Raw genomic sequence first — 19238 nt, forward strand, 5'->3', positions numbered from 1 at the left:
CGTGTGGGCCATATTCCGTTCTCCTTGCTTTCCAGCAAGATAGGGGATTCGTCGCAACCCAGTTTAGAATGTGCCCCATGTGCCGCAAAACTGACAGATAATCCGTTTTATGTAAATTATTGGGTAGAGAGCAGCCAGTCGACAGTACGGCATAGCAATCGCGGAAAGTGGCAGCGCGGCCGTTGGCAAAGCCCGCGGCGAGTGTTCTGCTAGACGCCCCGAGGTACTGCCGAACGGCACGCCTAGCGAAACCTGGCATGCTTCGACAGGTGTCTCGCCGGGGGAGACTCGATCGAGACCAACCGCCCATTCGATTCGCCGCCAGTTTCTCCAAATGGATTGGACCGTTCCCGCTGCCGGGAAGCGCAATTAATACGGAGTGGGGCTAGAGCATTTGTGATCTTCGTGCTACATATTCTGCAAATCTGTAGTGCGAAGGTAGCAAATGCCTACTCCACATACTCCTCCAGCGGCCGTGCGCCGCGCCCTGCGTAAGCTCGGCGCGGATATCCACGACGCCAGACGCCGCCGCAAGCTGCCCATGGCAGTCGTCGCGGAGCGCGCGTTCACGTCCCGTTCGACCCTGCAAAGGGTCGAAGCCGGCGACACAAATGTCAGCATCGGCATCTATGCTGCTGTACTTCAGGCCCTTGGACTGCTTGAAGGTCTTGGTCAAGTTGCCGACATAAGCAATGATAGTATCGGGCAAGCACTGGCGAGTGCCGATCTGCCCAAGCGCGTTCATCTGAAGCGGTCAACGAGGTCGTCCCGCGATGGCTGACTTCGAGGTCCATATCGATCTTCACGGCCGCACGCGCCCGATCGGATTGGCGAGAAGCAACCGCGTTCGAGGCACAGAGACCATCCTTTTCGAATATGACGGCGCCTGGCTTGAGGACGCCGAGCGCTTCTCACTTGAGCCTGCGCTCGCTCTTACGCGCGGCGCCTTCGCTCCTCCTGCCGGTCTGGCGACATTCGGATCCATCGGCGACTCCGCGCCAGATACCTGGGGCCGCCGCCTCATGCAGCGTGCCGAGCGTCGCTTAGCGGACCGCGAGGGCCGAGCAGTCCGCACGCTTGCGGAAAGTGACTACCTGCTTGGGGTCGCAGATGAGACGCGCCTCGGTGCGCTACGATTTCGCTGGGCTGGCGAAGAGACCTTCCAGGCGCCGATCAGGGCTGGCGTGCCAGCCTTGATCGAGCTTGGCCGTCTGCTCCAGATCACCGAGCGGATTCTCCGGGACGAGGAAACGGACGAAGATCTTCAACTGATCTTCGCGCCAGGCTCCTCCCTTGGCGGTGCGCGGCCAAAGGCCTCGGTCATCGACCAACATGGCCATCTCTCCATCGCCAAGTTTCCCAAGGAAACAGATGACTACAGTATGGAAACCTGGGAGGAGATCGCGCTACGGCTGGCTGGCCAAGCCGGTATCGCCACCCCACAACACGAACTTGTCGAAGTGGCTGGTAAATCGGTGATGCTATCGCGACGCTTCGACCGCGATGGCGCGATCCGCATCCCGTTCCTGTCTGCCATGGCGATGATGGGTGCCAAGGACGGCGAACGTGGCAGCTATCCCGAGATCGTCGACGCACTGACCCAGCATGGCGCGCAGGGAAAGACGGACGCCCACGCACTTTATCGGCGTGTCGTATTCAATGTGCTTATCTCCAATGTCGACGATCATTTGCGCAATCACGGCTTTCTGTGGCACGGCAAGGCTGGATGGTCGCTCTCGCCCGCCTATGACCTCAATCCGGTGCCCACGGACCTGAAGGCGCGCGTGCTGACGACGAACATCGACCTCGATGAGGGCACCTGCTCGCTCGATCTGCTTGAACGGGCTTCGGAGTATTTCGCCCTCACGCTGGCGCAGGCCCGCGCAATCATCAAGGAGGTCGCGTCCGTAACTGCGACATGGCGCGAGACCGCAAAGGTCGTAGGCGCACGATCGTCCGAGATTACCCGCATGGCCAGCGCCTTCGAGCACGACGATCTCACGCGGGCGCTGGCGTTATGACCAGGACATTCTTGCATAGCTTCCATCCGCCAAGTGCGAGCCCGGTCTCCGGGGCCATCGTCGATCTGGAAGTTTCCGAGATAGAGGATGCCGGTATCCGAGAGGTGCTTCAGACACCGAGTGCGGCCTATGGTGCCTGGTCGATTCTCGATGCGCTCTTGGCCCCGACCGGCTCAGGCACACCGTTCGTGTTCAAGGAGCCGCTCGGTCAGGCACGAGAGGTCAAGGTCGCGCTCTCCGGCCTGTTCGGACGGTTCGTCGCGCGTGCCTACCTCGAGCGCTATTTCAACCTCTCGATTTTCGCCCATCTCGGCAGCCGCACGATCGACCTCGATCGCCGACATAGGGTCAAGATCACACGCCTCGCCCGTGGCGACCTGCCTGACTGGATTGCCTGCGCATCCGACCTGTCTTCGCTGACTGTCGCCGAAGCTAAGGGTTGCCACGATGTCGGTGGCCCCGCCAAAGCGCTGGACCGAGCGTGGGCGCAAGCACGTCGAATCGACGTCACTGTCCGAGGCCACAAGGTCGGGGTGAAGCGTATCGCGATCGCCACGCGCTGGGGAATGGCAACGGCCGGTCCAAACGATGCCCGTCTTTCGGTTAGGGACCCAATCGAGGAAGGCGAGCCTCACACCCAGGAGGAGAAGGACGCGCTCTTCATCGGCATGCTTCGCCTCCACATCGCCAATCTGATCAAGCCGCTCGGCCATGCTGAATTGGCTGGCGCGCTTCGGAGCCTAACGCGACAATCATTTCCACGAAGGCTACAAAGCGAGACACAGCGTGCTCGCTCGCTGCTTGACGCTTCTCCGGTGCGGGATATTGAGAGGGCAAGTGTCGCCATGGACGGTCTGATCGGCGGGATCGTCACTCGCGCCGGACCGCTCACCGACACCGACATTGAACCAACGGATCAAGAAGCACTCTCCCGCCTTAATCTCCGGCCCGTGTTCGTCGGGGTCGAACACGAGCTCATTCGCGCCGCTATCGACGCCGAGCCGCAAGCCATTCGCAGCCGTCTCGCCGACAAGACGAGCCCGGACGATTTTGCACGACCGGATCGTGCTGGCGGCTGGATCATTCCACTCGGCCAAGAGCGGCGCATGAAAGGCGGCACCTGACACAATGATCACGGAAGACAACCATCATAGAAAACAGCCCGCCAGATCTTGCGGGCGGAATCGGGGCAGAAGACATGGTCGCACACGAGACTGATCTCTCGAATGAAGCTGCAGCACTGGCCGATATCGTCAAATGGTCGGTGGACCTGCCCGCCTGGCAACGCGATGCGCTGAGACGTCTGTGTGGTCAGTCCAAGCTGGAGGCCGCCGATATCACAGCGCTTGTCGCAGTCTGCAAAGGCACCGACAAAGGCAGTCCACTCGATGTTGCGCACGTCCGGGACCCGGCGGCCAGCCACGCCGTCGTCAGCCTCGGCGCTCTCCATGGGCTTTCGCACGTCAATGCCCTTGCGCCTGGGGAACGGCTCACCTTCGGCAAAACCGGCCTTACCGTCATTTACGGGGATAATGGCGCCGGCAAGTCCGGCTACGCCCGGGTCCTCAAGCAGCTCTGCCGAGCGCGCTCGCCGAAGGGCGATGCAATCCTCCCAAACATCTATGCGGCCGGCCCGGGCACTCCCGCGGCCAGCGTCGACTTCTATATTGGCGCCCAGAAGCGAAGCGCGTCATGGAACCAGGGTAGTCCGCCGGACACCATGCTTTCCGCGGTGAGCGTGTTCGACTCGCGGACCGCCATCCGCGATGGGCCGTTCTCAACGTTCGCCCGGTAACCGATACCCCCGCCGCTTCTTCGTCGCCGACAGTTTCATCAAAGCGTTCACCGCCCTGCCCTCGTCATCGTGTTGCTCGACCAGCATCTGGCCACGGTAGCCGATCCGACCCCATTCCCGCACCAGGCTCACACTGCCGAAAAGATCGGGCTGAACGCTCATCCTGTAGAAGCGCCGCATGTTGAGAGACGGGTCGATCCGCTTGAGATCGACTTCCGTCGGAAACACTTCCATTTGCTGCGATATGTCGAACATGTTGTTGGCGCCTCTCTCAAGACCACAATATCAAGCGCTCTTCGACGTTTCCACAATGTTCTGTCCCGGATTGAAGTCGGGGGCTCACGCCCCCTTCTCGAACTTCATGACCGGGATGCCGAGCTTCCTGGCCTTGTCGGCGAGGTTTTCCTGGATACCGGTCCCGGGGAAGACGAGGACCCCGACCGGGAGCACATCCAGCATCGCATCGTTTCGTTTGAATGGCGCGGCCTTGGCGTGCTTGGTCCAGTCAGGCTTGAAGGCGACCTGCGTCACGCCCCGGGCCTCGGCCCATTTAGCGGCGATGAGTTCTGCGCCTTTGGGGCTGCCACCGTGCAGCAGGACCATGTCGGGATACTTGGTCCGGACCTGGTCGAGCTTGCCCCAGATCAGGCGGTGATCGTTGAAATCGGTCCCGCCGGTGAGGGCGACCTTGGGGCCTGCGGGAAGCATCACCTCGGTCTCGGCGCGGCGCTTGGCGGCCAGGAAGTCGCGGCTGTCGATGAGCGCTGAGGTCATGTGCTGGCGGTTCACCATCGATCCAGTGCGGGGTCGCCAGGTCGATCCCGTGTGATGGACGAACTCGGTGGCGGCGTGATCGCGCATCATGTCCATGCAGTTGCGCCGTTCGACGAGGGTCAGGCCTTCAGCCGTCAGGCGCTCGAGTTCGACGGATTTCACCTCGGAGCCGTCCTGCTCGCGCTGGAGGCGGCGCTGCGCCTGTTCATTCTCATCGAGCGTCCGCTCGATCCGGGCCGTGGCGCGGTGGAAGAGGTTGACCTGGCCCCAGAGCACCTCTTCGAGGTCGGGTTCCATACGGGTGTCTTCCAGGGTCGCGACGAGGGCGTCGAAGATGTCGGCGACGGCGACGGCGAGGCGCAGCCCATCGGGCATCGGGCGCGGATCGGGCTCGTCAAAGGGGCGATAGCCGTAGAGCTGGAGCTCGTCGAGCGCATGGGCGGTCTGGGATGCGGTGTGAGCGGGTTCATATGCATCATCGTGGGTGTGGATCGTCATCAGTTTCTTGCCTCCGGGCCAGTCTCGTCCGCGCGTCATCCCGCGCGGCCTTCATGGGCAGACCCGAGCCGTCGGGGCGGTTGCCCCTTCACCCCGGCTTCACCGGGGCCGGAACAGTGTGGAGGAGGTCAGCAGGGAAGCTATTTGTCTCGCGATGCAAAGGCGGCAGATCGGGGTCCCCACGCGACAAGTCGCGTGGGGTGGTCTCGCCGCCGGCGGAAATAGGTTCCTTGCCGACCTTGCAGGGGCAACCGCTTTGACGGCCTGCCCATCTCTTGAAGGCCGCGCAGGGCTGACGGGTGGATGCGCAAGGCCCGGGATGGGGTGAGGACGACGATCCAGTGCCACGACTGGGATGCTGCCCCCTGCCCCGCACTCCCAGCCCCCCCTGCGCGATGCAGCTCAGCTGGGCAGGCGATGCCGATCCTCTGGCCCGAGCCGGCACGCGCGAGCAGCGTCCGACCGAACTTTCGCAGAAAGAGGATCAGCGCCACCTCGCCCGCCTCATAGGCGAGCTTCCAGTCCCAGGCACCGGTCGCATCGGAACTGCCAAAGGCATGTTCCATCTCGCGGCGCAGGTGCAGCGCGTCGATCTGAAGCCCTTGCGCCAGATCAGGCTGCAGCGCTTCGGCAACAGCAACGATCGCAGGGGCAGGATTTGCTGCCAACGGAACAATGGGCGCAGGCAAGGACGCCTGCGCAACAGGGGCAAGATGGGTCATCGGGAATCTCCGGAATTAAGGATAGGATCAGGCCCGGACACCCTCTCTCGGGCACCTTCAGGCCTGATCTTTCCCGGCCCCTCTCTCCCTCTCGCACCAAGGCGTTCCCGATGCTTTGCTTGATTTTGTTCCTGTTATGTTCTATGTTCAGAACCAAGCCAGAAAGGGGGTTCCACCATGGAAATCACCACGCACGCCCTGCCCGCGACGCCCAAGCAGATCGCCTATGCGCGGTCGCTCGCCCTGCGCAACCGGACGCTCCTGCCCTGGGAAGTTCAGCAAGACCGGCGATCTTTGAGCGCTTGGATCGAGGCTCAGGCCCGGCTGAAGCCGGTATCGGACATGGACCGGCTGCCCACGTCCAAGCAGGTAGCCTTCGCTGAGAAACTCGCCCGGATCAAACGGCGCGCCGTTCCGGACGAATGCTTCCGCGACAAGGGGCTCATGTCGAAGTGGATCGACGGGAACAGGTGACGGGTGTCAGCTGGTGGATGGCTTGTCGGCGCAAGAATCCACCAGAGTTTCCCTCCGCCTACGAAACGCTGCTCGTAGTGCGTCGGTCGGTGGGGGCGGACAGTCCAACGCCTCAAAGAACGGCTGATGGTCACATGGCTTCAAGTTCGTGACGTCCGCGCTGTTGTCGTTTGCCTGTTTCATTTCTTCGGACCCCCAAAGGCGCATGCGCTGCAACTTGTCAGCCGACGGCCGTAATCGAGTAGTGCGGTGTCCCATCCCACACAAGATCCCAAGACGCGCCCGGCCGGACGTTCTGAATGGCGTGGGGCTCGAAGCAGACCAGGCAATTCCCGCCCGGTGCAGGAGCCCGGACCGAAGGGTAAATCAGGCCCTTGGATCCGCCCCGACGCAGATGCTCGGCCAGGCTTTGGCCCTCGGGATACCCGACCGCCGGATCCGGATGCAGCGCCGGATGACCTGCCTCATCGGTCATGTCGTCGAAGACGCCGATGAAGTCGGCCAGCAATTCCACATAGCGGGCGCTGTCGTGGAAGCTGCCGGTAAAACCGAGTTCGCGTGTGCGGTGCCAGGCCACTTCGCTGACAGAAACCATCACATCCCATGCGCAGTACCACGCGCCGCGCTCCTCGGCGTTGAAGCGGTTTCCGCCGGCGCGGGTGTACGTGAAGGCTGCGTTGACGTGACTGTCCCCATAGATGCGCAGATCGCGGCTGCGGCGTTGCCAAGCGAGTTCGCGCGGGTCCAGATGCGGGTTGCGCCCGCGTTCAGCCTGTAGGCGTCCACTGGTCAGGCCCTCGATCTCTGCCAAGATCTCCATCTCGTCATCGGTATCGACGAGACCGCGCAGCGATGGTGGCTTGTGGTAGGTGGCAGGCAGGAGACGAACGAGACCGCGATCGGAAATCTCGGTCTGCTTCATGCCCCACCACGCAACGCATCGAGATAGGTCCGAACCGCGAGAATCTGCGGCAAGCCCCCGTCGATGGCGGTGTCGACTGGTCGGCCGCCCCCAAACAGCGGACCGGTGTTCGGTCGGGTGAACCAGCTTCTTGCCAGAGGCTCCGAGAAGTAGAGTTCGAGCGACTTGAAGATGCCAATTACAGCGCTGAGCCGCAGCAGTTGATCCTTGGTGAGCTCTCCCGCGAAATCCGGCTTCTTGGCGCGCTTCCACGTGCTCTCTGACATGTCGGCAAGGCCAGCCGCTTCCTTGAGGCTGAGACCCCAGGCATCGGCCACGCGGGCATAGGCTTTCAACGCGACGGCGTTGACCTCTGCGGGTTCCCGAATTTTCTCTGCAACGTGCATGGCGTCCTCCATTGGTTTCAATATAGTCCATATGGACTTACTGTAAAGATCAAATGAACTTTACGCTAAGATCTCTGTTACCCGAACCGCCATCCTCCTTCCGTGAACGTATACGCGTTCGCGATGATCCCCTCCTCGATGGCCTCGTCCGAGGTGAGGTGGTCGTATTCGGCCTCAAGCTGGCGGTAAAGCCAACGGGCCAAATCCCGCAGCGCCTCGGTCACGACGTCTCCCGCGTCCTCGGTCGGCGGCTGCCAGGTTCCGCTGTCCCGCGTGACGTCGATCGACATGGTATATTCATGGTAATAGCGGCCACGGTGGCTGGCCTCCGCGGCGAGCTGGTAGAAATTCCGCCGCTGAATGGCCTGCAGCTGGTCGGCAATTCCATGCAACTTTACATCCGTCGGAGCATAATCCCCGATGCGCGCTGCCGCACCCTTGACATGGGACCAATAGCCCTCGAAGCAGGCCCCGTCGCCCTGACTCCAGAACCCGGAGAACCAGATGCAGGGCTTGGCCCGCGTCCCGCCGCCCATCAAGCGGACGGGCGTGGTTTTCAGGCGGATGCCGAGGATCTCGCAGACCCGCTCAAAATCCTCATAGACCGCGTCCCACCAATCGTCATGGGGGCCAAGCTCGCGATACCAGCTGCGCGCCTTCTCCTTGGCGGCCTCCGAGAGTTCAGGGAACTGGTAGACGGTGGTGCAAATGATCTCAGGCATCGACATCCTCCCCATTCAGCGCGGCGGCCAGCCATTCCTGGCTGCTGGTCCAGCCGACGGATTTGCGCGCGCCAAGGTCGATGACATGCGCGCCACCGCCAAAAGCGTCGAGGTGGGGCCGGAAGCAGGTCAGGGCGTACTGGAACCCCCAAAAGGCCGGTGAGATCGAGATCTTCGGCGAGGCGCAAGACGAAGCGGATGACGGATTCGACATGGCCGTGGTCGTCATCATAGATCCAGAGACTGCTACCCTCGGGGGCATCCTGGTGCACGAGATCGAAGCCAGCGACATCCGGGTCGTCGGCGTCCTGATCCGCAGCTCGCAGTTCCTGGAACAGCGCGAGTGCACGGGCAGCCTTGTCGGGAGTGCCGACGTCGAGCAGGCATGAGAAATGGGTGAAGTAATCCGCCATAGGAACCTCCTGAATGGGGAAGACCCGGCCAGAAGGCCGGGCGCTGTGTCGGGATGAGGGGGTGGTTGGGAACGATCAGCCAGTGGGCGTTTCGCCCGCCGCCTGTCGCGCGGCATGCGCGCAGAGCATCTGCCGGTAGAAACGCTTGCGCGCCAGCCGGAGACTGCAAACAGCGCGCGTGTCGGGGTGTAGCGCCCGGACCGCCGCGCGAACCACTGCCAGTCGCGAAGCGGTCGGCGGCAAAGGGTCGTGATGGGTGAGAGGCCCGCGCTTTGGCGGGCCCCTTGGGTTCTACTTGGGCTCAGGCGGCAAGCTCCGCGCCCCCTGCCCTATCGCCGTCCTCGCTGCCGACGATCTCCAGCCGCGCGTTGCGATAGCCTTCTTTGGCGATCCAGAGTTCGGCAGCCGTGACAGACTCGGCCAGGTGGAGCAGCTCCGTGCAACCGCCGAAATCCAGCAGGACAGGGGCGCGGTGTCGAGAATGGTCGTTGCAGACATGATTCCTCATCCTGAATGCGATATTTTGCATTCATCGTATTGATATTGTTGCACTTTATGTGATTGAGAGCGGGTTTCCCTGCCCTCGGATGGCGCGGATCACTCCGCAGCCATCATCGACGCATCATCACCCGGCAGGTCAGCGGTGAGGAAGGCAGGCAGGTCGACATCTTCGGCCTGTTCCGTGTCGGAAACGAGCTCAGGCGCCCCCTGCCCTTCCGCACCTTCGAGTGCTACCAGATCGTGACGGCGAAGAACCTCTGGCAACCAGCCGCTGCCTTTCAGCAGACGCTCGGCTTCACTCGCCATCTCGCCCTTCTTCAAGTGATCGAGGAGTTGCGCCTTCCCCTCCCCTTTCGCCTCGCGCACGGCCTCGAGGATCCGGACCTTGGGCACGCGGTTCAGGTAGGTGTCGGCCGTCGGCTCCCAACCCGCCTCGACCATGTCGAGTTCGACCGCCTGTGCGACCAAATCAGACTGGGTCATCCGCTTGGTCAAACCGCTGGCGGAGATACCGGCACCATAAGGGTTCACCTTCTCATGGAGCGCGTTGACCCCGAAGCTGAGGCAATGCGCGAGCAGGGACAGCCGACTCACCTGATCGAGGGACGCCAGGTAGTCCCAGAGAGCGGCATCGTCGCCGAGCGGCAAGTCGGCCTCCCACTCCGAATGGCGATCGTCCACCAACTTGCCCGTCTGCCGCCTGTTCACCGCTGTGGACGTCGACGTCTGCCCGTGGCTCATCCTCGGGCCGCACGAAGCCCCGATAAACGGCAAGCTCGCCATAGCGGTCAAGCGTTACGAAAGCCCCTGACCGTGCGATCTCCTCATCGTCGAAGATCAGCGGCCTGGCCTCGAGCTTCTCCATCGCGACTTCCAACTCGCCAAGACGCGCGTCGATCACTTCGGGGAATTCATCCTGGCCCTCGTATTCCTCTTCGAGCGCCCGGTATTCGGCAAGCAGCTTGGCATGGGCCGCGCCTTCGTCATCCGTCATCGGCGCCGGGTCTCCGCTCAGCCGCCGCAAACCGTGGCTGTAGCCAGGGGCCACGGCGGCGAGTTTCAGGCGCTGTTTGACCACCTGCGGCGTGACGAAGAAAGCGGCCGCGATCTCTTCATCGCCTTGACCCTTCTCCCGCAAAGCAACGAAGGCGCGGAACTGGTCGAGCGGATGCAGGGCTGCGCGCTGCATGTTCTCAGCGAGCGAGTCGTCTTCGGCGAGGATCGCGGAAGTGGCATCCCGTACGATGCAGGGAATGGGCGTCGTCTTGGCCAGACGCTTCTGCTTCACTAGGAGTGACAGGGCCTGGAAGCGCCGACCACCAGCGGGGATTTCGAACTTGCCGGTCTCGGATCCATCATCCGCCAGAACGGGCCGAACGCTCAGGCTCTGCAGCAACCCGCGGCGGGCGATGTCTTCGGCCAGTTCCTCCACCGAGATGCCGGCCTTGATGCGCCGGACGTTGGACTGGCTCAGCACGAGCTTGTCGAAGGGAATGTCCCGGGACGGGGACAGGGTGACTTTCTGGGCAGATTTCGCCATCAGATCTTCTCCACGACGGGCGCCGGAAGCCACTCTTCCGATCTCACTTCCCGTCACCCCTTTCACACCCCATCTCTACCTCTCAACATGTCCACCGCGGTGGACATCACGCAGTAGCTGCCCAGAACGAGAAAGCCTTTCCAACAACAGTGATGGGTTGAAGTCAGTTTCTCTGCGACCGAGCGTGATGCTGTGGAAATACGCTCCAAAGTCTCGGATGCGATTGCTCATCTGGAGAATTATGAAGATGGCGCATGATGCTTTTTGAGAGCCTATCTTCCTAGCAGCCTTTTCGAAGGTGCTTTCGTGGATTCCCATCATTGGAGCGAGCGTTCTGGCGTGGCTTTCGACATCGTGCCAGTTTCTAAGTGAATTCGTCGCGAACGACGTAGCTTGGTCACAAAGGCTTATAAGTGTTTGCAGGGGAAGTGTTTCGCTGTCGGTCCCGCTTTCTAAATCTTTTTGTTCTTTTTTAGACTTAGAAAGGTGGCGGACAGTTTGCCCGTCATTGGCGGGCAGTTTCATTGTTTCTGGTGCGTCCACCGCGGTGGACATCTGTTCGCATTGAGCTTCCAGTTCGCCGAGCAAAGCACGATACTCCGCGATCGAGAGCTTCCTCCGAAGAACTCGGCGTACCTGATGAGTGAATTCGTTCTCGGGGTCAGCTTCGTCGATCTGCGCAAGTTTGGTTAGGATTTGCTTTTGCAAAAACACGCGATCCCGACGAGCGTTTTCCATCGCTTGGGCTGTCGCAAGCAGTTCGCCGGCACGCGCGAGTAACGGAGCCAGCGACAAGCCATAGCTAATGGACTGACCTTCGGACGACTTCACTCGGTATCTTTTGCGATTTGGGCTGTCGTGGCGCTTCATGAAACCGAGTTCAACAAAGCGATCGATGTGCCTACGGAGGGTTCGTTCATCGATCCCGCCAACTCGACGGCAGATCTCGTCGTTGGAAGCGAAGACTGTGTCTCCATGCCCAGGCTTGAGAAAGCTCAGCATCGCTTGGAGCGTTTGAACATGTCCTGGACGGAGACCGAACAGGCTGCGACTATCTCTGAGCGCGCGGAAGACTGCCCAGATGTCGGTTTCAGGTGTGGTCGTGGCGGGGGTGCCCTTACCGACGCCAAAGGTCTGAACGGAAAGCTTTGTGAATGCCATATTTGTTGAACGACGACCGTTGCGGCCCACAACTTCCCCGGCTCTTCTCGCTGTTTTTGGCGAGAAAAGGCAACAAAAAGACGTCCACCGAATCGATGACTCTTGACGGGTATGTCGGAGATTGCTACATCACAGGTGCAAATCAGATGATGAGGGCTCTCCGGGGGAAACCTTGGGGGGCTCTTTTCTTTTTGGTCTTCGCCTTTCTCCTCTGCTCGTGTTTTTGGTTATGACCGGGGATCAGCTCCCCGAGCCTCTCTCATTCTGCCATTGTTCAAAAAGCTGTCGCAGCGTGGTTTCCGCGCGCTCTTCGAGCCATTGGCCGAATTCCGGGTTGTCCTTGCGGGTGACCTTGATAGCGATCGACTTGCCATCGACTGAAAGTGTGCCGACAGGGCTACCACTATCGTCCTTTACCACGGTCGTTTGGCCACGGGCGCTTTGGTCGGCTACGCCACGCGACTTGCTGGAGCAAGCGACATAGACGGCTTGAAACTTGTCCGAACTTGGAGTGGTGTCAGGCAGAGAGGCAAGTGTCTCACGCGCAATGTCAACAAGCGGAACCTTCTCTGAAAGTGCAGCAAGATCACCCCATTGGCGTCGACCTACGCCATGAGCCGGGCCGATAAGCCGGACAAGTTCGTCAGGCAGCTGCTCGATGACTACACGATGGTTCGACACACCTTGCCGGGTGAGGCCTAGGGCGTCCTGAATGACGCCAGGCTTGTAACCGGCCTCCTGCATTTCTTTGATAAAAAGAGATTTTTCAATGAAGGACGGATCCAGCCGCAGGTTGTTTTCCTGACCTTGCGCGATCAGAGAAGCATCATCATCGAGCGTTCGAACGATCGCTTTGACGGTTCCACCAACTCTTCGAATGGCTGCAAGCCTGCGACGCCCGTAGATGATGCGGTATCGATCCGGTTGGTCAGAGGGGCGAACCATGATCGGCACTTGCTGACCATGCTTGCGAATGCTTTCGGCGAGATCTTCAATGCTACTATCTTCCAGGATCAGGCGATCCCGGAGACCATCCATATCGATCCGGTCGGGTTCGATATCTCGGATTGAGTTGGCAGTGATTTCCCGGAGAGAATCCCGCAATCCGCCAACCGAGCCAGGTAGCTTCGAGGATTTGACCGGGGCAGGGGAGGGGGCTGCCGACTCTTTCGCGTCTTTCGGTGGCTGGTTGAAGATATTTCGAGCCATCAGCGACGCCCCCATGCCATTTGGATTGTCTGCTCCAACTCATCGGCGACGCTGTTCACGCTGGTCAAAGCCCGATCAATGGTCTTCCGAATGAGCTGGTTCGGGTCTACCTCATAGATGGTTTGCTGAGTCATGCCGGCGTCAGAAATGGCTGTCGACTTCAGCATCGGTTCAGTCATGACTTGGCCCGCAAGGATTGAACGCAGGTACCCGGCCATTTGCGTTTGTGGTCCGTCCGACGGCTCGTAGCGTGTGATCAGGAACTTTACGAAGTCCCAAGTGACATGTCGTCCAATCGCCTCTTCGACGGCTTTGACCGTTTCCGAAGCGAGTTTGAGGAACTGGCTCATCGAAGCGATGTCGAGCATGCCGGGGACGACCGTCACGAGTAAGCCCGTGGACGCTGCCAATGCTGTCAATGTCAGGAAGCCCAACTGCGGAGGGCAATCGATCAGCACGATGTCATAGTTTGAGTCAACTTCCTCTAGCGCCAGAGCAAGACGCTCTGCGAAAATCGGCTGAACCCTGCGCGCAAGGGCATTCGCTGTCTCGGTTTCGTACTCGGACAACATCAAGCCGGCCGGGACCATGTCGAGCTTGTGGAAGTATGTTTTCTGGATGACCTCCGAGAGCGGAACCTGATCATCGTATCTCAATGCGTCGTAGATTGTGCCGCCTTCGGCAAATTCGAGCTCAGGCCGGAAGCCGAAAAATGTCGTCAAACTGGCTTGTGGGTCGAGGTCCAGCACAAGCACGCGGTAGCCACGCAGGGCATACCTGTGTGCCAAATGGATCGTCGCTGTTGTCTTCGAGCTGCCGCCTTTGAAATTCACGACCGAAATGACCTGAAGACGGTCGCCGTCACGGCGGCCAGGTCTGTACGCGTCAGCATTTTTGCCTGTCCGCGCCAAAATGTTGCGGAGGTCGTCAACTTCTTCGGCTGTGTAGAACCTATGACCGCGACCGTCAGTGTGAACTTCAGGGAAGCTGCCATCTTTGTGGCGGTTGCGCAGGTTCGACGTACTAACGCGCAGCAACTCGGCGACCTCGGTCGAACTGAAGCGGCGCAAGGACTTGCGTTCTTCTGGCTCGAACGCAACTTTCATCTGCCGGTCAAGCGACTCAGCAAGACTGTCTGCGAATGCTCCGATGTCGGAAGAGCCTATGCCTTGCGCGTAGCCCGTATTTCGATCATCCATGTTCTGCCGCCTCTCATGGCCTTTGCTAAGGCTCTTTGTCGTTCTGACGGTCGAAGCCACGTCTGACGCGTTTTGCCGTCAGAATGGAAATGCCACGAACATCTTAGTCCGGCAAGAAGAATCTAGATGTAGTGGAAAAGTTATCCACAGCACCAATTTGGTCGCGCGGGGCTTGAGCTAGATAACGCATTGATTACCAACGATAAAGACCGCTTCGGGCGCAGCCGATACCCTTCGAGATATTTTCTGCTCGCGCGAACTAACCCCAAGGCTTTATTGGATATTTACGTGGTTTTCGTCCAATTGAGGCGATGATTCTGGAAGATTTGGGCCGAGCGAGCAGAGTGGTTTGCCGACCATTCGCGCCTACAAAAGGCCGAGGCGCTCTGCCCGCTCCAGTAGCATTCTGACGGAGGAAGGCTGCCAGCTGGTGCGACCGCGAGGGGTGCGCTCACGCATGGATTCCAGTCGGTCGCAGATTGCCTGCAAGGTGATCTCGGGGTCGGCACCTTTGATTGCGGCGACAATCGCAGGCAGGCGATCGTCGGTTTCGCGACGTCCAGCGCGTCCAAGCACTTCAGCGGGCAGGAATCCGTCCGCCACGTATGCCTTCACGGCGCGGAGCAGGCGGCTTTGCGTCCAGCGCCGATCATGGGGCAGGGGGCCATTGATGATCCGCAGGACGTCTTCCCAAGCCATATCGGGGCGCAAACGGCGCACATGGGGCACCCAATCCTGCGCAGTTTCGTTCAAGCGCTGCATGTAGCTGTCCTGTCGTGCCAGCCGCACCTTGCGCAGCGCTTCAGGGTCCTTGGCGCGAAGACCTGGGTTGCCGCCGACGCGGCCCTTTGAGCGTGCCGAGGCAAGTCCGGCTTTGGTGCGCTCGCGGATCAGAGCGCGTTCAAACTCAGCCGCAGCGCCCAGAACCTGCAACGTGAACTTGCCCCGGGGCGAGGCAGTGTCGATCGGGTCCTGGAGCGAGCGGAAGAACGCCCCCTTGCCCTCCAGTCTTTCGATCACCTCAAGTAGGTGCGACAAAGACCGCGCAAGCCGGTCGATCCGAACGACGACCAGCGTATCGCCTTTGGCAACTCGCTCCAGCACGCCGGCAAGCACAGGCCGCGCACGATTTCCACCTGAGGCGCGCTCTTCAAAGATCTCGGCACAGCCCGCCGATTGCAGCGCCTCAGACTGGGGCAGGGGGGTCTGATCCTCTGTGGAAACGCGCGCATAGCCTATCAAGGGCATGAAACTGGGCCGTTTGCAATTTAATATATCGCCAATAAACGATCCTTTGGAAACGGCGATGCAAGGCTCCCCAACATTGACCGAAACCTCGCATTGGCATATATTGCCAACGAGGAGATTTGTTCCATGGTGACACGCAACGTTGTTCTTACCGAAACCCAAGACCAGTTGCTTCAGGCATTGGTCGCATCCGGTCGATACCAGAATGTAAGTGAGGCCATGCGAGCGGGTTTGCGACTGCTTGAGCAGGAAGAGGCCCAGCTGGCCAGCATTCGGGGCGGCCTTTTGGAAGGTCTTCAACAGGCGGAACATGGCGACTTGGCCGAAGGGAGTGGGGCGGATGCGGTTCGCCGGGCCTTTGCGAGGGCGCGGACCACATCATGAGCCGAACTTTCCGGCTCACCCGCCGTGCGGAAGAAAGCCTCATCGAGATCGCCCGCTGGACTATCGAGAGATTTGGGCTTCGTCAGGCAGACATTTACGAAGCTGAGCTTCTTGCCCGCTGCGAAGCGATCGTGAAAGGCCAGGCACACAGTAGGAGTTGCTCGATCCTGGTCGATGATGCCGAAGACCTGAGATACCTCAGGGCAGGGGAGCACTTCCTCGTGTTTCTGGACCGGCCCGAGGAAGTCATCATCGTCGATATCCTGCATTCCCGGAGCGATCTGCCGCGTCATATTGCGGCGCTCTCGGCGTTGAAAGGGAAGGCGGGCTAACCGGGATCAGAGACCAGCAGCCTTGGTCAGGTTCACGCGGAACCGGTCGCGTCGGCGCTGGTAGCGGCGGGTCATCTCGACCGAGGCATGACCGAGCTGCTTCTGGACATAGCGTTCGTCGACTTCTGCCGAACTGGCGAGGCCGGCACGCAGGCTGTGACCTGAGAACAGCGCCAGGCGTTCTTTCTCGGGCAGGTCGGATCTAATGCCTGCATCGAGGACCGTGCGTTTGATCAATCGTGCGACATGCTTGTCGTTGAGCCGTGCATCGAGAGCTCGCTTGCCATCGCGCGAGGTGCCGACGAAGACCGGGCCGAAATCGATCTTGGCGAAGTGCAGCCATTGTTCCAACGCGTGCACGGGGCAGGTCTGGTCCGTTGATCCGCGACCGATCTCGACCTCGCGCCAGCCGGTCTTGGCATTGAGGGTCAGCACCGCGCCTTGGTCCAGGGTCTCGATCCAGCCGCCGCTGTCGGGCGTGTCGTCCTTGCCGACATCCAGGCCGACGATCTCGGAGCGTCTGAGACCGCCCGCATAGCCCAGGAGCAGGATTGCCCGATCCCGTAGTCCGCGCAGGTCGAACGGCAGGGTGGCAACCATCGCGAGGATATCGTCGGCCTGGATGGCCTCTTTCTGTACGGGCGGACGCGCGTGCTTGCGCCTGATGCCGGCCAGCACCGTCGCGATGTGACGGTTCTTGCGATCCAGGGTGAACCCGCGCTGCGCGCAGGCCCAGGCAAGACCGGACAGGCGGCGGTCAATTGTCGAAACCGTTAGGGCAGGGGAGGGGCCCGACCCCGAGGCCAGATCCGCGAGGTAGAGCCCAATCATTTCTGGCGATGGGGGCAGGGGGTCCGTCCCCTTCAGCCGGCACCAACGCGCGAAATGCGCCCAGTCCTTTGTATAAGCCTTCAGCGTGTTATCAGACGCAGCCGCGCGGGCGTAGTCACGGGCGGTGTCGACCAACCGATCGAGGGTGCCGGACCCGGCCACAAAGGAGGGCAGGTTCAAGACCTCACCGTCAGGGCGATCTCTCTCGTTGTCCTCGTTGGCTGAAGACCCGATTGGCGGCTCCGAACTCGATTTCTCGGTGTTTTCTGACATGCTGCCGAGCATATTCAGATGTGTCCGATAAGGCAAACTTATTGGACATATTAGTGGGCGGCAAGGTGAGGCGGTTAGATCGCTATTTTCTGGTAGAAAGCGCCGCCCAAGTGTAGGGTCTGAGCATGACATTTGCCCGACCGGACACCATCAGCGAGCTCGACACGTTACCCCGGATGCCGGCCTGGGTCACCTCTGCACGCACTGAAACCTTTGAAGATGTTGCGTTTTTGTCGGGCGCCGCGCTGAACCACCTGCATCTGGTGTTGGGGTGCGCAGAGGTGCCCAAAGCCTTGTTGCGGGATCGCCTCGCGCTGCGGGCCGCGGCGGCGTGTGTCGTGTTTTCTGGCCGACCGGAGCGGGCAGGGGAGTTGCGCGACGCGGTTCACCTGTTGCGCGCCGGCGACCTGCCAGGACCGGCGGGGGAGACCTACCTGTCTTGGCGGCGGTCAGCGGAGCGGCAGGTCTCGATCAAGGCTCTGGGTCGCGCCTTGGCGGGCCTCGAGCCGGGCCAGATCGCTACTTGGCTAGATGCGGGGCAGGGGGCGCCCGTTGGCCGAGCGGCGATGGTGCTGGAGGCGGTAATGCGCGAGGCGCCGCGCGCAGATGTAGCAGGTCTGATCCTCGCGGATGCGGCCCTGGCTCACGCACTCGGCTGGGATCATCTCGTGCCGCTGCTGGCCCCTGGCCTGAAACGGGCTGACCTGCGCAAACAAGGCGATGATCTTCGCTTCGCCTGTCATCGCGCGCTGATTTCCTCGGTGGTCGACGCCGTGCGTTTCGCCGCCGACCTTGCACGTCGGGCGACGCATCTGAAGGCGGTCGCGCCCAAGCTGCGGGCCAAGGGAGCGGGCGACGCTGTCGAGATGTTCCTGACCCGCGATGCCGTGGCGCCGTCGGCCTTGCCTTTGCCGGATCGCGCCGCGCGGCGGCTCTGTGACCGGTTGGTCGACCTCGGCGCGGTGCGCGAGCTGACCGGGCGCGATACTTTCCGGCTCTACGGGGTATAGGGATGGCGAAGGATCGCTCTGAACCAGACCTGGACCGCGAGCTACCCGACCTGCCTCCGGAGCTGCGCTGGCGGGAATGGATGCGCCGGATCGAGGCGGTATTGTTTGCGTCGGCCTCACCGGTTGCCCGCGAGGATCTGGCGCGGGTGGTGGGGCAAGGGGTGTCGGTCGACCTGCTGGTCGAGGACCTTGCCGCCGATCTGGAGGGGCGGGCTTTTGAAGTTGCGCAGGTCGCTGGCGGCTGGATATTCCGGACGCGGGCTATCTACGCCCCCGCGATCCGGGCCGCCGCGGATGTCGGCAATCAATTGCTGGATCTGAGCGAGTTCGACGTCGCGGTCCTGGCCGCCATCGCCTATCACCAGCCGATCACGCGCGACGGGCTCAAGGACATCTTCGGCAAGGAAATCAGCCGCGACCTGATCGGCCGACTGCATGCGCGCGACCTGATCGGGACCGGGCCAAGGTCGCCTCGGCGCGGCGCTCCCTACACCTTCGTCACCACGGAGCAATTCCTTGTTTCCTTCGGGTTGGAGAGCCTGCGCGATCTTCCCGATCGGGAGCAGTTGGAGGATGCGGGGGTTGTGGGCGAAGCACTGCAGGTCGATTTCGGGTAACGCGTTTGCGGTCTCCGTTGCCAATGCCTGACGCAAACTCGGTCGTTCTGCTTATCGTTTCATCTGCAGTGCAACGATTCATGCGGAAATCCAGAAATACTCATAATTTCAAGGTGATTGTCACTGTACCCTAGGCTCCAGACTCGTTCTTTTTCATAGCCAGAACAAAACGGTTGCGGCGAGAGCGATGGCTGAGAAGAAGGTTT

The 19238-nt window shown here is 61.1% G+C and carries 19 protein-coding genes and 4 pseudogenes; 9 read left to right on the plus strand and 14 right to left on the minus strand.

The window, feature by feature from the left end; all coding sequences use genetic code 11:
• The first annotated feature begins 445 nt into the window (after nucleotides 1-445).
• From AC2FLM_RS06230 to AC2FLM_RS06245, 4 genes are all read left to right on the plus strand, one after another.
• Nucleotides 446-781, plus strand: a complete 336-nt coding sequence (locus tag AC2FLM_RS06230) for a helix-turn-helix domain-containing protein (protein WP_496856580.1) — start codon at nucleotides 446-448, stop codon at nucleotides 779-781.
• Nucleotides 774-2021, plus strand: a complete 1248-nt coding sequence (locus AC2FLM_RS06235; protein WP_496856582.1) for a type II toxin-antitoxin system HipA family toxin — start codon at nucleotides 774-776, stop codon at nucleotides 2019-2021. The genes AC2FLM_RS06230 and AC2FLM_RS06235 overlap by 8 nt, the downstream gene beginning before the upstream one ends.
• Nucleotides 2018-3145, plus strand: coding sequence for a hypothetical protein (locus AC2FLM_RS06240; RefSeq protein WP_496856584.1), 1128 nt, complete (start codon nucleotides 2018-2020; stop codon nucleotides 3143-3145). The genes AC2FLM_RS06235 and AC2FLM_RS06240 overlap by 4 nt, the downstream gene beginning before the upstream one ends.
• 74 nt (nucleotides 3146-3219) lie before the next feature.
• Nucleotides 3220-3816, plus strand: coding sequence for a hypothetical protein (locus AC2FLM_RS06245; protein WP_496856586.1), 597 nt, complete (start codon nucleotides 3220-3222; stop codon nucleotides 3814-3816).
• Here AC2FLM_RS06245 and AC2FLM_RS06250 read toward each other — a convergent pair.
• The 3 genes and pseudogenes from AC2FLM_RS06250 to AC2FLM_RS06260 form a co-directional block, all read right to left on the minus strand.
• Nucleotides 3799-4071, minus strand: coding sequence for a WGR domain-containing protein (locus AC2FLM_RS06250; protein ID WP_496856587.1), 273 nt, complete (start codon nucleotides 4069-4071; stop codon nucleotides 3799-3801). The genes AC2FLM_RS06245 and AC2FLM_RS06250 overlap by 18 nt on opposite strands.
• Nucleotides 4072-4155: 84 nt before the next feature.
• Nucleotides 4156-5088 (minus strand): DUF2493 domain-containing protein, encoded by a 933-nt coding sequence (locus AC2FLM_RS06255; protein WP_496856589.1) that lies wholly within the window; start codon nucleotides 5086-5088, stop codon nucleotides 4156-4158.
• 434 nt (nucleotides 5089-5522) lie between these two features.
• Nucleotides 5523-5810: pseudogene (locus tag AC2FLM_RS06260) on the minus strand (hypothetical protein); the annotation flags it as partial.
• A gap of 177 nt (nucleotides 5811-5987) precedes the next feature.
• Between AC2FLM_RS06260 and AC2FLM_RS06265 the strand changes: the two are divergent.
• A complete protein-coding gene (locus AC2FLM_RS06265) occupies nucleotides 5988-6284 on the plus strand; it encodes a hypothetical protein (protein WP_496856591.1) in 297 nt (98 codons plus the stop codon).
• Nucleotides 6285-6504: 220 nt separating this feature from the next.
• Here AC2FLM_RS06265 and AC2FLM_RS06270 read toward each other — a convergent pair whose 3' ends face one another.
• The 10 genes and pseudogenes from AC2FLM_RS06270 to AC2FLM_RS06315 form a co-directional block, all read right to left on the minus strand.
• Nucleotides 6505-7206: an RES family NAD+ phosphorylase gene (locus tag AC2FLM_RS06270; RefSeq protein ID WP_496856593.1), complete on the minus strand. Its 702-nt coding sequence runs from the start codon at nucleotides 7204-7206 to the stop codon at nucleotides 6505-6507.
• Complete coding sequence (locus AC2FLM_RS06275; protein WP_496856594.1) at nucleotides 7203-7604, minus strand: antitoxin Xre-like helix-turn-helix domain-containing protein; 402 nt, start codon at nucleotides 7602-7604, stop codon at nucleotides 7203-7205. The genes AC2FLM_RS06270 and AC2FLM_RS06275 overlap by 4 nt, the downstream gene beginning before the upstream one ends.
• A 65-nt stretch (nucleotides 7605-7669) precedes the next feature.
• Nucleotides 7670-8314 (minus strand): DUF8835 domain-containing pootine, encoded by a 645-nt coding sequence (locus tag AC2FLM_RS06280; protein ID WP_496856596.1) that lies wholly within the window; start codon nucleotides 8312-8314, stop codon nucleotides 7670-7672.
• Nucleotides 8307-8727: pseudogene (locus AC2FLM_RS06285) on the minus strand (hypothetical protein). The gene AC2FLM_RS06280 and the pseudogene AC2FLM_RS06285 overlap by 8 nt, the downstream one beginning before the upstream one ends.
• 301 nt (nucleotides 8728-9028) lie before the next feature.
• Nucleotides 9029-9190, minus strand: a pseudogene (locus tag AC2FLM_RS06290) (UCP036055 family protein); the annotation flags it as partial.
• Between the two features lie 134 nt (nucleotides 9191-9324).
• Nucleotides 9325-10768: pseudogene (locus AC2FLM_RS06295) on the minus strand (ParB/RepB/Spo0J family partition protein).
• Nucleotides 10769-10843: 75 nt separating this feature from the next.
• A complete protein-coding gene (repC, locus tag AC2FLM_RS06300) occupies nucleotides 10844-11959 on the minus strand; it encodes a plasmid replication protein RepC (protein WP_496856598.1) in 1116 nt (371 codons plus the stop codon).
• 210 nt (nucleotides 11960-12169) lie between these two features.
• Nucleotides 12170-13138 (minus strand): plasmid partitioning protein RepB, encoded by a 969-nt coding sequence (repB, locus tag AC2FLM_RS06305; protein ID WP_496856600.1) that lies wholly within the window; start codon nucleotides 13136-13138, stop codon nucleotides 12170-12172.
• Complete coding sequence (gene repA, locus AC2FLM_RS06310) at nucleotides 13138-14337, minus strand: plasmid partitioning protein RepA (protein WP_496856602.1); 1200 nt, start codon at nucleotides 14335-14337, stop codon at nucleotides 13138-13140. Before repA ends, repB begins: the two co-directional genes overlap by 1 nt.
• Before the next feature lie 366 nt (nucleotides 14338-14703).
• Nucleotides 14704-15585 carry a recombinase family protein gene (locus AC2FLM_RS06315; protein ID WP_496856604.1) on the minus strand — a complete coding sequence of 294 codons (882 nt, stop codon included), beginning with the start codon at nucleotides 15583-15585 and terminating at the stop codon, nucleotides 14704-14706.
• A gap of 126 nt (nucleotides 15586-15711) precedes the next feature.
• Here AC2FLM_RS06315 and AC2FLM_RS06320 point away from each other — a divergent pair, with 126 nt between their 5' ends.
• Nucleotides 15712-15969 carry a type II toxin-antitoxin system ParD family antitoxin gene (locus tag AC2FLM_RS06320; RefSeq protein ID WP_496856606.1) on the plus strand — a complete coding sequence of 86 codons (258 nt, stop codon included), beginning with the start codon at nucleotides 15712-15714 and terminating at the stop codon, nucleotides 15967-15969.
• Complete coding sequence (locus AC2FLM_RS06325; protein ID WP_496856607.1) at nucleotides 15966-16301, plus strand: type II toxin-antitoxin system RelE/ParE family toxin; 336 nt, start codon at nucleotides 15966-15968, stop codon at nucleotides 16299-16301. Before AC2FLM_RS06320 ends, AC2FLM_RS06325 begins: the two co-directional genes overlap by 4 nt.
• Nucleotides 16302-16307: 6 nt before the next feature.
• Here the strand turns inward: AC2FLM_RS06325 and AC2FLM_RS06330 are convergent, their stop codons facing one another.
• A complete protein-coding gene (locus AC2FLM_RS06330) occupies nucleotides 16308-17417 on the minus strand; it encodes a tyrosine-type recombinase/integrase (protein WP_496856609.1) in 1110 nt (369 codons plus the stop codon).
• A 113-nt stretch (nucleotides 17418-17530) separates the two neighbouring features.
• Here AC2FLM_RS06330 and AC2FLM_RS06335 point away from each other — a divergent pair, with 113 nt between their 5' ends.
• Complete coding sequence (locus tag AC2FLM_RS06335) at nucleotides 17531-18415, plus strand: DUF1403 family protein (RefSeq protein ID WP_496856611.1); 885 nt, start codon at nucleotides 17531-17533, stop codon at nucleotides 18413-18415.
• Between the two features lie 2 nt (nucleotides 18416-18417).
• Nucleotides 18418-19032: an SMC-Scp complex subunit ScpB gene (gene scpB, locus AC2FLM_RS06340; RefSeq protein ID WP_496856613.1), complete on the plus strand. Its 615-nt coding sequence runs from the start codon at nucleotides 18418-18420 to the stop codon at nucleotides 19030-19032.
• The last annotated feature ends 206 nt before the right edge of the window (nucleotides 19033-19238 follow it).

This window comes from Ruegeria sp. SAZD011 (genome assembly GCF_059612545.1).